Here is a 13,482-nt window from a genome sequence, read left to right as displayed (position 1 = left end):
GAGCACACGACAACGAGAGCCGGGATTTGATGAATGGATTGACGCGCCGTCAGATGGTCAAGGCGATGGCGGTAGCCGCAGGGACAGTCACCGCAAGCGCATTTACCTTGGGTGCCAATACCTCCGTCGCGGGGGCGAACCCCGCGCAGGAGATCAAAGTGCTCTCCCTCAATACCTGGCACGGCGGAACCAAGATCAACGGTGGCCTGCAGCTGATCGCCGACATGATCATCTCGACCCAGGCGTCGATAGTTCTCCTGTCGGAAGCCGGCACTGCGACAACTGTATTGGCCGACATGCTGACCAAATCAGGAACCACCTTCTACGGAGCAGCGTCCTCCGACGTGGGGATTCTCTCCAAGTTTCCGATCGAGGAAACAGCCGACCTGAACTCGATGATCAAGGCAGTCGTGACGGTCGACGGCAAACAAATCGCTGCTTACTCGGCACATCTGGCCTACACGTCCTACGCAACCTATCTACCGCGCGGATACGGCGCGGGTGTTCCCACGCCTGGAGAGTTCTCCGAGTTCGGCTGGAACAAGATGCCGTCCGGTCCGGTCACGGACCCCGAGACGGTTCAGCGTGTGAACGTCAATTCGGGACGACCCCTGGCAATTTCGACGTTCATCGACGATGCGGCCGCAGAACGGGCGAGGGGCAGGTCCGTCATCCTCGGCGGCGATTTCAACGAACCGTCGGCCCTGGACTGGACCGACGGCACGCGAAATCTGTTCGACCACAACGGTGTCGTCATTCCGTGGGAATCCACCCGTCTGCTCGACCAAGCCGGATTTGTCGATGCATACCGCAGCAAGTACCCGAACCCGGCTACACACCCGGGCTTCACCTGGCCGTCCGACAATCCCGACGTCGACACCTCACAGCTCACCTGGGCACCCGAGGCAGACGAACGCGATCGGATCGACTACATCTTCGCCGACCGCGCTTCCGAGCTGAAGTTGGGATCTGTAGGAATCATCGGACCCCGAAAGACGATCGTGCACAACAAAAGAGTGGAGGAGAACTCCCAGGACAACTTCATCGCTTCACCGACGCCGTGGCCGACCGATCACAAGGCCGTTCTTGCGACGTATCGTTTTGCCAGCTTCGGCGGCGGATCATCTACCGGTTCGTGGAGCGGTTCCTGACAGGGCATCTCGTAGCCAGTCGATCATCATCGGCGTCAACTCGGGCAGCTTGGTCACTGCGCAGTGCCCCGCATCCGGGATGACGTGTACCTGCGTGTTCGGGCGCTCTTCGAAGAGTGTTGTGTCCGAGAGCGGGATGTGAACGTCGTCGGCCCCGTTGACCACAAGCATCGGGGTCCGGCCGTCGTCGGCGGTCATCAAGACACTGCGATCGAACGCACGGAGACCCTGTACCAGCGCCTCTTTGGTTGCCGGGGCATCGAAACCCAGTGCGTTTCCGACGATGTCGCCCATGCCGTAGACCAGGCGCTCGGCATTCACGGTCTCGAACGCACCCTTGACCGGGGCGCCGATGTTGATCACCGCATCGACGGCGCCGGTCAACCCCGAGCGCACGGCGAAGTTGCCGCCGAAGGAGACTCCCAGGTGCGCCACCTGCCCGTTGCCGAGAGCGCGAGCCGTCGATACGAGCCCGTCGATCACCTCGTCACCGAAAGCATCGAGAGGAACGGGTGATTCACCAGTTCCCGGCTGATCGAAAGCAACAACCGTCACCCCGGCGTTCGTCGCGAACGCACTGGCCAACGGATGCATGTCCATCTTCCAGCCGTCGACGCCGCCGCTGAGCAACAGGACGGGTGCGTCTTCGTACCGTCCGTCCGCCGAGAGGATGTGTACCGGTAGCTCGATCTCGCCGTTTCGGTAGGGCAGGGAGAGGATTCGACGCTCGAACTCGAGCCCGAATCCTGTTGCTGCCTTGACGTATTCGTCCACCTGATTGCGCAGAGCCCGTCGACGGGATTCGTTGGCCAGCACCGGGAACTTGGCGATTCCGTAGATCATCGCTGCCAGGGAATGATTGCCGGCCGCGGAGTACTTCGCCGCCAGCGCCGACCACTCGTACGACCAACCACCCGGCGCGTCGGCCCAGGTCGAGTTGATGGACGCGCGCAGTTCCTCGAGATCCGAGACGGGGAGCCCGAAGCTCAGAAACTGTCCTGTGCGCTCTTCGAAGAGGCCTCGGTGATCGACAGGAAATTCATATGACATGGGAAACACCCCTCAATTCATCTCTAACGCAACGATCAGTTGCATTAGCTCAGTGAACCATGTGTCTCCAGCTAACACAACACCTTGTTGCGATAAGGTTGACCCATGACCTCGACACCACAACGGCCCGGAGGGCGTAGCGCCAGGGTGCGCGAGGCCGTCCTGGCGGCCACCGCGGCCGAACTGTCCGAACGCGGATTTGCAGCGATGACCATCGAGGACATAGCCGCCCGTTCCGGAGTCCACAAGACCACGATCTACCGGCGATGGAGCACGCTGTCCCAACTGGTGGCCGACGCGGCCGTCGAGGTATCGGCAACTACCGTCCCCATCCCGGATACCGGTTCCATCGAATCCGACCTGCGCGAGATGGCCAGATCGATAGTCGCACTGGTGACAAGCGAGTCGGGCGGCGCGTTGGTGGCTGCACTGTTCTCGGACGCGGTTCGTACGCCAGAAGTGGCGAGACTCAAGCGCGAGTTCTATTCCGCACGTTACGAACTGGCCGACATAGTGGTCCGCCGAGCAGTCGAACGCGGGGAAATCTCCGAGAAGGTCTCAGCTGCTGATCTTCTGGCGGCCGTCGCCGCGCCCATCTACTATCGCCTGTTGGTCGCCGATCTACCTGTCGACCAGTCGGTTGCCGATCGCGCTGCTGCCGGCGCGCTCGCTGCGGCGCACGCCGGAGCACTCGATCAGACCGAATGAGCCAGTGAATTCAGCGCTTCCACAATTGCCTCGTTGAATCCACCCCCGCCATGCCCGGCGTCGTCGAGCACCACCAACTCACTGCCCGGCCAACGCTGGTGGATCGCCCAGGCAGTGTCGAGTGGTCCGGAAATGTCATACCGGCCGTGCACGAGAATCGCGGGAATCTCGGCGAGACGGTCCATTCCGTCCAGGATCTGATTCGGCGCGAGGAAGCAATCGTTGGCCCAGTAGTGCGTGACCAGCCTGGTCATCACCCGACGGAAGTCCGGATTCTGGTATCGAACACTCGGAGTCCACCCCGGCATCAGCGACACATGTACGTCTTCCCAGCGGCACCACTGCACCGCAGCATTTTCCCGCACAACAGGATCCGGATCGGCGAGCAGTCGCGCGTATGCCGCCGGGACGTTCCCGTCACGCTCTTCCACCGGCAGCGGCGCGACGAACTCTTCCCATTCACGCGGAAATATCCTGCCCATGGCACGGGTGATCCATTCGATTTCCACTCTCGTCCCGCCGGTGATCGCGCCCAAAGCCATCGCGATCACCCGCTCGGGAAACGCTTGGGCGTACACCAGACCCAAACTGACGCCCCAAGAAAGGCCGGAAACGATCCATCGTTCGATACCGAGATGTTCACGAAGACGCTCGATGTCGTCGAGGATGTGCGCCGTCGTGTTCACGGTGAGATCGACGTCCGGGCTACTCGCGAGAGGAAGGCTGCGCCCACAGCCTCGTTGATCGAACAGAACTGCGCGAAAGGTTTCGGGATCGAAAAAACGCCTGGCGCCGACAGTGCATCCCGCACCGGGACCGCCGTGGAGATAGAGAACCGGGACACCGGCCGGGTTACCGACGGTCTCCCAGTAGAGGCTCTGACCATCGGGCACTTCCAACAGTCCCGACTCGTACGGTTCGACGGGCGGGTACAGGACAGCGCTCATGGGCGGTAATTCTTCCATCAACCGACGTGTCCGGTATGCAGCACGCGTCCGGGCTATGGCCTAGCGTGGACAGGACACCTCTGCGACGGGAGTACACCAGATGCGTGATGGGTTCAGGTTGCCGGGGTACGGTGGCGCCGCGGTATTCCTTCGCAGTCATGCGGTACCCGCCGCTGTCTTCGAATCCGACGTACCCACACTCGTTTTCGACGTAGGCCTGCTCAGCCCCGATCGGTTCAATCAGTATCTCAGCAGACACACCGACGAAGGATTTGTCGAACGGCTGGCGGCGTTCTTCTTTCACGCGGCCGCAGACTTTCATCCCGAGAAATCGCTTCCGGCGTTCACCGACGAACGACTCGGGCTGATGATCTCGGTCTGTTCCAGCACCGATCGAGAGGTGGAACTCGACTTCTCACTCGCCGAGGATCCCGAATCGGAGGACACCGAACGCGACGAGATGACCTTCGAGACAAGCCGAGTCGTCCTCGCGACCTCGGCTCAAACGGTTTCTCGACTCACCGGTGGAGTAACCACCCACTTCGACGGAGAGTGGTGACGACATGGGATTCCTCTTCGAGGTTCTCGATTTTCCCGACGGCAGTCGGATGACCGACCTGTGGAACAACACATGGGCCGAGCCTGCAACCGGAGAGGAGATCACGTCCGGCCACTTCATTCACCTCGGAGACGATCAGCACGTCGACGTGGAGACAGATTTTCTCAGTAGCCACCTCCCCTTCAACGTGGCAGGCTTCGGCGGAGTCTTTCCCGACGGCAAACCCTGGATGTTCGTCATGCAGAAGGCACCGGCCGACCTCGCGACTAGGCTGCGCGGTGAGGACGATCCACACTCGCTTCTGCGCGGATCACTCGACCGCGCCATGTCTTTCAATCCCGATGCACTGGTGGCCGAGGAATTGTCCTGGAGGCATGACGATCTGGTGAAGGTGTACGAGGAAGAGGGGATCCCAGCAGCATCCATCGCCGGCTGGTCGGCCGCGGACCTCCTGCGCGGCCTGTTGGCGCAGTGTTGCAATGCCGAACTTGCCGCCGTCGTCGCCGGATACCCCGAATGTGCCTACCCCGAATCGGCGCATGCGTGCGAAGCAGACGTGTTCTCCGACGTGTTCGCCGGTTGGGTCAGCGGACTGCGGTGATGTGACGGAGGAGACCCCACCCTCTCAATATTTCGGAGTAGACTCATTTATGAGCGTGATCCGAAATGAGACGAGGTGAGCGGGATGACGAAATCGGACCAAGAGTTGGGTCGTCGTGAACGCAACAAACTCGAGAAGCAGACACGCATCTTCGACGCCGCGGCCGAACTGTTCGCGGAAAAGGGCTACAGCGCAGTCACAACTCAAGAAATTGCCGATCGCGCCGATGTAGCCGGTGGCACCCTCTTTCGTTACGCCGCAAGCAAAGCCGAGCTACTGCTCATGGTGTACAACGCGGAGTACCGCAAGCAGATCGAACTGGGAGAAGAGCGTGAGGCCAAATCGACGGGCACAGAAGATCGTGTGCTCGAGCTGGTTTCACCCCTGCTGATCGCGAGTCGCCGAAACGACGAGAACACCGGTATCTACCAACGCGAAGTGTTGTTCGGCGAGCCCAGCGAATGTTTCCGGGCCGAAGGTCTGGAACTCTCGCAGCGCCTGCAAACGCGGATTGCGCAAATCTTGCTCGAGGGGCACCCCAACCACACCACCCGAACCATCACTGCAGCGCGAACGATTTCCAATGTGCTGCACTTCGAAATAGCCCGCGCGGCATTGGACCGGATCACGGCTGACGAACTCACGAACATCGTTGCCGCACAAGTTCGATTGACGCTTGCCGGACTACCCACCGAAAAGGATTGAGGATCGAAAATGACTGAACTGAAGCAGATCACCGTTCTGGGTACCGGAGTTCTCGGCTCGCAGATCGCCTATCAGACCGCCTATCACGGATTCGACGTCGTCGCGTACGACATCAACGCCGAGGTCATCGAGAAGGCCAAGGCTCGGTTCGACTCGTTGGCCGCGGCCTACAAGGCCGAAAACGTCGAGGGCGCCAAGGAAGGCAAGGCCGACGAAGCGCTGCAACGTATTACGTACTCGTACGACCTAGCCGAAGCCGTGACCAAGGCCGATCTTGTCATCGAGGCAATTCCCGAGGACATCGCCATCAAGCGCGACACCTACGAGAAGCTCGCCGCAGTAGCTCCGGAGCACACGGTGTTCGCAACCAACTCCTCGACGCTTCTGCCGAGCGACCTCAAGGAGTTCACCGGCCGCCCCGAGAAGTTCCTCGCACTGCACTTCGCAAATCACGTGTGGGTCAACAACACTGCCGAGGTCATGGGCACCGAGTCCACCGACCCCGCCGTGTACCACGAGGTCGTCGAATTCGCGAAGAACATCGGCATGGTGCCGATCGAACTCAAGAAGGAGAAGGCGGGTTACGTACTCAACTCGCTCCTGGTCCCGCTCCTCAATGCAGCATCCGACCTGCTGATCGACGGCATCGCCGATCCCGACATGGTCGACAAGACGTGGCGTATCGGCACCGGAGCCCCGTTCGGCCCCTTCCAGATCATGGATGTCGTCGGGTTGACCACCGTCTACAACATCTCCTCCCAGGGCGGCGAGAAGCAGCGCGCGTTCGCCGACTACATCAAGAAGAACTACATCGACGAAGGCAAGCTCGGCGTCGCTGTCGGCGAGGGCTTCTACAACTACAAAGGCTGATCAACTGCAGGGCTGATCAACCAACAGGCTCACCGCGCGGTGGCTACGACGTGAATTCACGTGGTATCCACCGCGCGGACGTCTGTTGTCAGTAAGTCCGAAACCACCCTGAGCAATTGTGACGCAAGCTTCTTCACGTGCGAACCCATCCTCAGGAGAGATCCCCACATGCGTCGTTCCGCCATCTCGGCACTCACAACATTGGTACTGCTCGGCGCCGGAACACTGGTCAGCACACCCGCTGTCGCCGCTCCCCTCGCGTGTGGCGGAATCTCCACCGGTTCGTTCTCAGGCTCCGCCGGCGGCTCGGAGTACCTGTGCGCCAAAGAAGGTGACCTTCTGGACGTGCGCATCGGCGACGTTCATGCGACGCAGCCTTCCCTCGGCTACGACGAGGTGTACTACAAGCTCGGGCGATACACGCTCGGAAAAGACACGATCAACAAGAAGTTCGACGACTGGTGCGAGGCGAACGGCCAGATCCAGGCTGCGACCGCTACTCCTGCCTCGACGCTGAAGGACCCGTCGTCCTTCACCTGCCAGCTTCCAGTGGGTCAGGAAACCGCCGAGAGCATCGCGCCCATGAAGACCGTGGTCGTCGGACCCCGCGGCGATCTCTACCTGACCGACGGTCACCACACCCTCACGTCCTTCATCGAGACGGCCGACGGAGGCCCCGACCTGCACGTGCGACTGCGGGTTCTCGGCAACCTCAGTGGCCTGAGTGAAGGCGCCTTCTGGACCGAGATGGAAAAGAACAAGTGGGTCTGGTCGCGTGACGTGGACGGAAACCAGGTACCGGTCCAGTCCCTGCCGAAGAGCGTCGGCCTGGCCAACTTCGCCGACGACAAGTACCGCAGCCTGATGTACTTCTCCCGCGACATCGGATTCGCCGCCGGCACGATTCCGTTCCAGGAGTTCTACTGGGGTGCGTGGGTCCGCGACGCCGCGCCCGTCGACCTCACCAACTGGAATCGCGACGACCTCTCCAGCTACCTGGCCACCGTGAAGTCGGTGACCAAAGCACAGACCGCGTTGGCGGGTGATGCCGTCGTCGACAGCGGGTTCACGGCCGCCGATCTCGGAGTCCTGCCGGCCTGGAACGACGGCAAAGCGGAGTCCAAGGGCGAGTTCGCAAAGCTGTCGAAGCCGTACACAGACGACAAGCCGGGCAAGATCGCCTACGCACTTGCCTACAAAGCAACCCTCTGACCTGCTCGGATCCAAGTCACACCCAGCAGACTTGACTAAGGTAAGCCTCTACTCAGTAGTCTGATCCCATTCGGGTGCCGCTTCATCGAAGCAGCGACGCCCTGCCCTGACGGAAACCATGCCGTCGTATCTGCCCGGTCGATCAATCTCCGGGCAACCAGGACAGGGAGAAGGTTGCTGCAGTGAGCACGTCCATCGTCGGTTTGTACGACCCCGCAGATGACAAGAGCAGTTGCGGGGTCGGGTTCATCACGCGCAAGGACGGCGTGCAGACCCACGATGTCCTGATCAAGGGCCGCGAAGCGCTCTGCTCGGTTCCGCACCGCGGCGGTATGTCCTCCGAGGGCGTCGGCGACGGCGGCGGCGTCTCGGTGGACCTCTCCCTCCGGTTCTTCCGCAAGGTAACCGGGCGCCCCGACCTTCGCGCCGGACGCTTCTGCGTCGGCAACTTCTTCCTTCCGGACGACGACGCCCAGCATGCACGCGCTGCCGCCCTGGTCGAACGTGAACTTCTCGATCGCGGTTTCACCACTCTCGCAGTGCGCGACGTCCCGGTCGACAACTCGGCGATTCGGCCGGCCGCGATCGCGCATCAACTTCCGGTCAGGCAGTGGATTTTCGAGGTCCCCACTCCGCGTCCCGAGCCTGCGGTAGTCGATCGCCTCGTGCACGAGGCCCTGCTCGCCATCGAGGCAATCGCGTACAACACGCCTGCACTACGCGGGTTGTACCCACTGTCCCTCAGCGCGAGGACTCAGGTTCTCAAGGGCCGCTTGAACTCCGACGAAGTGATCCCGTACTTCCGCGACCTGGTCGACCCCGATCACGCTGTCCACACGATGTACTTCCACACGCGATTCTCGACCAACACGGACCCGCATCCCACGATGGCGCAGCCGTTCCGGTTCATGGCTCACAACGGAGAACTGAACACGGACAAGAAGAATCGGCTCTCCGAAGCTGCGGTGGCCAGTGCAAAACGACGTGCGATCGTCCGTCCGCCCGGTCAGTCCGACAGCTGTCGACTCGATCAGACTCTGGAAGCACGCGTCATCGAGGACAGCGTCGATTTGGTGACAGCTGTGGTCTCGATGATGCCCCCTGCCTGGGAAAACGACACCACTCTCTCCCCCGCAGTGCGTGCGATGTTCGAGTACTTCTCGCTGTACGAGGAGAAGAACGACGGACCGGCAGCGCTGGTGTTCGGCGACGGCACCATCATCGGCGCCCGCCTGGACCGCCTCGGCCTGCGTCCACTTCGCACGATCGAGACACACGACTACGTGTGCGCATTCTCCGAAGCCGGACAGATCGCGTTCGCACCCGAGACGGTGATTCACCGTGGACGCGTCGAGGCCGGCGGAATGCTGTACTTCGATCATCGCGATCGCCATACCTATACCGCCCGCGAAGCCCTGGAAAAGATTGCCGCACAGCGTGACTACCGGTCTCTGCTGGAGCAGTCACGAATCCTGATCGAAGACATCCCCGCTGTACCTGCGGAGAAGGTCAGCTCACCGACGCGCTACAACGGAACGTTCGAGGTTCATCAGCGCTACATGGCGTACTCCCTGGATCAGGAGAGTTTCAAATTCCTGATGGATCCGATGCTCACGCACGGAGCCGAGAAGGTATCGGCCATGGGTTACGGCAACGCCATCAACGCGTTTTCCGATCGTGAAGGCGGTGTGGCACGCTACTTCTCGCAGCGATTCGCCCAGGTCACCAACCCTCCGCTGGACAGCATCCGGGAAGCGGACGGCATGACCCTCCGGGTCGCGTTGGGCGCGAAGATGACAGCCGGACAGGGCAAGCAGATCGTCATTTCGTCGCCGATCCTCGGGCATCTGGACATGCTCAAGATCCGCGAACAGAAGCACACCCCGCATCGCCGATTCGAAATGCTCTACCCCGCCGCGGGTGACGCGCAGGCGATGGTTGACGCGATGACCGCGCTCGGCGACGCCGTTGTCGCCTTCGCAGCAGAACAGGGCGGGATCGCAGTCCTGACCGACCGGCACGTATCTCATGAGCGCGCAACGCTTCCCGCGATCATGGTCGTCGGAGCACTGAACCAACGCCTCATCGACGCAGGCCTGCGATTGCGTGTCTCTCTCATCGTGGAGAGTGGCCAGATCGAGTCCTCCCACCACGTTGCGGCTGCACTCGGATTCGGCGCTTCCGCCGTCTACCCGCTCTCCGTTCAGTTACGAGCCGAGGAGAAGTTCGCCGCCGATCCGGATGCCGCGTTCAGACGCTTCGCGAAGGCTGCCGAGAAATCCCTCATGAAGACGATGGGACGCGTCGGCCTGTGCACCGTCGAGAGCTACATCGGCGGAGAATTCTTCGAACCCAACTTCCTCGATACGTCCGACCCTGTTCTGCGCCAGTGGTTCCCCAACATGAAGTCACCGGTGGGCGGCGTCGGTTTCGACACCGTCGCGGTGACCTCGAAGCAGTGGCACGAGCGTGCAAGCGAAGTCGAGGGTGAAAAGGACCTGCCACTGCTCGGCCTGTTCAAGGAGCGCGCAGACGGCGCAGGGCATTCGTTCGGTACCACCGCAGTCCGCAAGTACGTCGAGCTCACCGAAGAGAAGATCGCGTTCGACAGTCCCTCCGGCACCGAACAATTCGACGCTCTTCGCTTGCTTCCACTCGGGCGACTCGACGACGCATTCCGCCTCGACGCCGGGGCCTACCGGGCAACGAGCTTCGACCGGTTGACCACCGAACAGATCGACGACTTCGACATCACTGCCGGGTACCGGGACTTTTCTACCGTTATGGCTGCGGAACGATCGCGTCGGCCCGCAGCGTTGCGCGACGTCATCTCTGTTCCCGCCGACGTCACGTTTGCGGTTACGACAGCCGAGTTCGCCGAGCAGATCAGCCGATTCTCGGTACGCGGCAACACTACGATCGTGATGCGCGGAGTCCAGTGTGAATCCGCCGCAGACGACCGGTACACGCTTCGCCTGGACGGTCCACTGGCCGGTGACAGCGCGCGAGCAAAAGCACTCGGCGACGCTCTCTGCGCCACCTTTGCCGCCGATATCACCATTGAAGCCATCACACCGGATCTTGCGCTGAGGGCAACCGGCATCGGGGCAGAGTTCCTGTCCAAGCTGAGGGTCGCACCGGCAGGTGTTCCTCTCTCCGAGGTACAGAGCGCCAGCGACATCACCCCGAAGTTGGCGTCGGGTGCCATGAGTCATGGCGCGCTGAACGCTCCGGCGCACGAAGCCGTCGCACACGGCACGAACATGGTCGGCGCGATGTCCAACAGCGGCGAAGGCGGCGAACACCTTTCGCGCTACAACACGATTCGTGCGTCGCGCATCAAGCAGTTTGCATCCGGACGCTTCGGAATCTGGGCGGGATACCTCGCCGACCCGATGCTCGAAGAGATCGAGATCAAACTCGGCCAGGGCGCAAAACCCGGTGAGGGCGGGCAGCTTCCGGCCGCCAAGGTCACCGTAGACATTGCTGCCGCCCGTGGCGGAACGCCCGGCGTCGAACTGGTATCGCCTCCGCCGCACCACGACACCTACTCCATCGAGGACCTCGCTCAGCTCATCCACGACTGCAAGGCAGCGCGCATCCGGGTGATCGTGAAGTTGGTGTCCTCGGAAGGAATCGGCACCATCGCCGTCGGTGTCGCCAAGGCCGGCGCCGATGTCATCAACGTCGCCGGAAACACCGGTGGCACCGGCGCCGCTTCGGTGACCAGCCTCAAGTACGCGGGTCGTGCGGCCGAGGTCGGTATCGCGGAGGTCCATCAAGCTTTGTGTGCCAACGGGCTTCGCCAGAAAGTCGTTCTGCGATGCTCGGGCGCGCATCAGACCGGCAGCGACATCATCACTTCCGCGCTACTGGGCGCAGACAGCTTCGAGTTCGGTACGTCTGCGCTGATGATGATGGGCTGCGTCATGGCCAAGAACTGCAACATCAAGTGTCCGGCCGGTCTGACCACCAACCCGGAACTGTTCGACGGCGATCCCCGCGCCATGGCGCAGTACCTTCTCAACATCGCTCACGAAACTCGGGAACTCCTCGCGAATCTGGGAATGCGATCCCTTCAGGAAGCGCGGGGTCGAACTGATCTCCTGCATCTGCTCGATCACCCGTCCATCGTCGGCAATCTGAAACTGGACGCGATGTTCGAGTCCGCCCCGGACATCACCGTCGACAATCCCGTGTACCTCGAGCGTGAGTACGCGCTCGACGAGAAGATCATGGACGAGGTTCGCACGGTGCTCTTCAACCGTGGCGAGGCCTCGGTCGCCGTGTCCGGACCTGAATTCGCCGAAGGTGCACTACACCTGGGTAACCGGAACAAGAGCGTCGGTGGGCAGTTGGCGATCGACCTCGAACGCGAACTCAACTACGGAGCGGCCGGCCTTCTCGCTCCGGGGGTACTGACTGACGAGCGTGGGCGACGATATCTGGCTCCGGGCAGCGTTCGCGTCCTGACGACCGGATCTGCGGGCCTCTCGTTCGGCGCATTCTGCAACGACGGCATGCACCTGGAACACACCGGGACATGTAACGACGGTGTGGGAAAGAGCATGAGCGGCGGCGTGATTGCCGTGCGCAGCCCAGGCGGCGGCTCCAGTGACGCCGGCGGAAACGTGTTGATCGGCAACTTCGCGCTCTTCGGCGCCACCGGCGGACGAGTGTTCGTCGAAGGTGAAGCAGGCGATCGCTTTGCAGTTCGCAACTCCGGCGCCAGTGCTGTCGTCGAAGGTGTCGGCGACTTCGCCGGCGAGTACATGACCAACGGTGCTGTCGTGAATCTCGGCGAGTTCGGCAAGGGTGTCGGCAACGGCATGAGCGGCGGGTTCTTCTACCAGTACGACCCTCGCGGCGAACTGGCACTGCGAGCAAGTACCGATTCCGTACTGCTGGGTTCGATCACCGCTGCGACCGATCCTATAGCCGCCGTCCACAACCACGCGGTACAACTCCTGCTCGAACTGCATGTGGAAGCAACGGGATCCGCACTCGGAACCCGACTGCTCGAGAACTGGGAAGTCGAACAGCACTCGTTCGTCTACGCCATGCCCAAGGCATTGATGCTTTACCAGGACAGCGATGCAATCCTGGCTGCGAAGTCGCACAAAGAGCTTCTCGAAGAATTGGCGTCCGCCATCGCAGCACGTCAGGTCCGCACGTTCAAACTCGCAGTGCGCGATGGGCGCCCCGCGCTGAACGGAGCAGTCCCCGCCTACGGCGAGACCGATACCGCGACGATGTATGCGCTGCTCAGTGCGTACACCGTGCTTCACTTCGCACAACAACTCGCCGCCGCCCGCACGCCGGGTGCGTCCGGACCCGACGATCCAGCAGTGCAGAAGGCGGCCCGAAACCTGGTACTGACCGAGGACTTCGCCCTCGTCCAGCACTTGGTCAAGTACTCGAAAGAGATTCTCGCCGGCTACGACGACGAACAGTTGGCTGCGTTGATTGCAGCCAAGCGCGTCGACGACTACAAACAGGCGCTGAGCCTGCGCAACGTGTTGGCCATGGACAGCCCGGCGACGTACGGGTGGATTCTGTTTCAAGACAACAAGAATCGGGACAAGCTCGGATCGCTGCCGAACTTCGACGAACTGTTCGCTTCGCGCACGATCCCCGACCTCGTGTCCTGACCTCCTCCCCCGAACGTAGGTGAGCTTC

The 13,482-nt window shown here is 61.8% G+C and carries 10 protein-coding genes; 8 read left to right on the top strand and 2 right to left on the bottom strand.

All coding sequences use genetic code 11. The features are described from left to right. Positions 1-29: 29 nt before the first annotated feature. Positions 30-1,151, top strand: a complete 1,122-nt coding sequence (locus tag B0E55_RS19930) for an endonuclease/exonuclease/phosphatase family protein (RefSeq protein WP_080910297.1) — start codon at positions 30-32, stop codon at positions 1,149-1,151. Here the strand turns inward: B0E55_RS19930 and B0E55_RS19925 are convergent. Beyond that, positions 1,122-2,201 carry an alpha/beta fold hydrolase gene (locus B0E55_RS19925; RefSeq protein WP_029256572.1) on the bottom strand — a complete coding sequence of 360 codons (1,080 nt, stop codon included), beginning with the start codon at positions 2,199-2,201 and terminating at the stop codon, positions 1,122-1,124. The two genes, B0E55_RS19930 and B0E55_RS19925, sit on opposite strands and share 30 nt — an antisense overlap. Before the next feature lie 105 nt (positions 2,202-2,306). On the opposite strand from B0E55_RS19925, the gene B0E55_RS19920 reads away from it, so the two are divergent. Beyond that, positions 2,307-2,909 carry a TetR/AcrR family transcriptional regulator gene (locus B0E55_RS19920; protein WP_020971207.1) on the top strand — a complete coding sequence of 201 codons (603 nt, stop codon included), beginning with the start codon at positions 2,307-2,309 and terminating at the stop codon, positions 2,907-2,909. On the opposite strand, the gene pip is transcribed toward B0E55_RS19920, so the two are convergent. After that, on the bottom strand, positions 2,897-3,856 hold the full coding sequence (gene pip, locus B0E55_RS19915) for a prolyl aminopeptidase (RefSeq protein ID WP_060937785.1): 960 nt from the start codon (positions 3,854-3,856) through the stop codon (positions 2,897-2,899). The two genes, B0E55_RS19920 and pip, sit on opposite strands and share 13 nt — an antisense overlap. Before the next feature lie 100 nt (positions 3,857-3,956). Here pip and B0E55_RS19910 point away from each other — a divergent pair, with 100 nt between their 5' ends. The 6 genes from B0E55_RS19910 to B0E55_RS19885 all read left to right on the top strand — a co-directional run bounded on the left by B0E55_RS19910 (position 3,957) and on the right by B0E55_RS19885 (position 13,454). Then, on the top strand, positions 3,957-4,415 hold the full coding sequence (locus tag B0E55_RS19910; RefSeq protein ID WP_019745870.1) for a hypothetical protein: 459 nt from the start codon (positions 3,957-3,959) through the stop codon (positions 4,413-4,415). A gap of 4 nt (positions 4,416-4,419) precedes the next feature. Further along, the gene (locus B0E55_RS19905) at positions 4,420-5,016 is read left to right on the top strand and encodes a hypothetical protein (protein WP_080910296.1); all 597 of its coding nucleotides are present in this window, start codon (positions 4,420-4,422) and stop codon (positions 5,014-5,016) included. Positions 5,017-5,100: 84 nt separating this feature from the next. Then, a complete protein-coding gene (locus B0E55_RS19900) occupies positions 5,101-5,721 on the top strand; it encodes a TetR/AcrR family transcriptional regulator (RefSeq protein ID WP_021333352.1) in 621 nt (206 codons plus the stop codon). Positions 5,722-5,730: 9 nt separating this feature from the next. Further along, positions 5,731-6,591 (top strand): 3-hydroxyacyl-CoA dehydrogenase, encoded by an 861-nt coding sequence (locus B0E55_RS19895; protein ID WP_080910295.1) that lies wholly within the window; start codon positions 5,731-5,733, stop codon positions 6,589-6,591. A gap of 168 nt (positions 6,592-6,759) precedes the next feature. Beyond that, positions 6,760-7,803: a ParB/Srx family N-terminal domain-containing protein gene (locus B0E55_RS19890; RefSeq protein ID WP_021345944.1), complete on the top strand. Its 1,044-nt coding sequence runs from the start codon at positions 6,760-6,762 to the stop codon at positions 7,801-7,803. A gap of 182 nt (positions 7,804-7,985) precedes the next feature. Continuing rightward, entirely contained in the window at positions 7,986-13,454 is a 5,469-nt protein-coding gene (locus B0E55_RS19885; RefSeq protein WP_080910294.1) for a glutamate synthase-related protein, read from the top strand. Positions 13,455-13,482 lie beyond the last annotated feature (28 nt).

It is taken from the genome of Rhodococcus sp. 66b (assembly GCF_002076325.1).
In the GTDB taxonomy this organism is placed as follows: Bacteria; Actinomycetota; Actinomycetes; order Mycobacteriales; family Mycobacteriaceae; genus Rhodococcus_F; species Rhodococcus_F erythropolis.
Note: the sequence above shows the minus strand (reverse complement) of the source record. Positions and strands in the feature narration are given on the sequence as shown.

Excerpts from the sequence above, each read along its gene's own strand:
- B0E55_RS19925 (WP_029256572.1), bottom strand. The coding sequence starts at position 2,201 with ATGTCATATGAATTTCCTGTCGATCACCGAGGCCTCTTCGAAGAGCGC.
- B0E55_RS19920 (WP_020971207.1), top strand. The coding sequence starts at position 2,307 with ATGACCTCGACACCACAACGGCCCGGAGGGCGTAGCGCCAGGGTGCGC.
- B0E55_RS19910 (WP_019745870.1), top strand. The coding sequence starts at position 3,957 with ATGCGTGATGGGTTCAGGTTGCCGGGGTACGGTGGCGCCGCGGTATTC.
- B0E55_RS19895 (WP_080910295.1), top strand. The coding sequence starts at position 5,731 with ATGACTGAACTGAAGCAGATCACCGTTCTGGGTACCGGAGTTCTCGGC.
- pip (WP_060937785.1), bottom strand. The coding sequence starts at position 3,856 with ATGAGCGCTGTCCTGTACCCGCCCGTCGAACCGTACGAGTCGGGACTG.
- B0E55_RS19900 (WP_021333352.1), top strand. The coding sequence starts at position 5,101 with ATGACGAAATCGGACCAAGAGTTGGGTCGTCGTGAACGCAACAAACTC.
- B0E55_RS19930 (WP_080910297.1), top strand. The coding sequence starts at position 30 with ATGAATGGATTGACGCGCCGTCAGATGGTCAAGGCGATGGCGGTAGCC.
- B0E55_RS19905 (WP_080910296.1), top strand. The coding sequence starts at position 4,420 with ATGGGATTCCTCTTCGAGGTTCTCGATTTTCCCGACGGCAGTCGGATG.
- B0E55_RS19890 (WP_021345944.1), top strand. The coding sequence starts at position 6,760 with ATGCGTCGTTCCGCCATCTCGGCACTCACAACATTGGTACTGCTCGGC.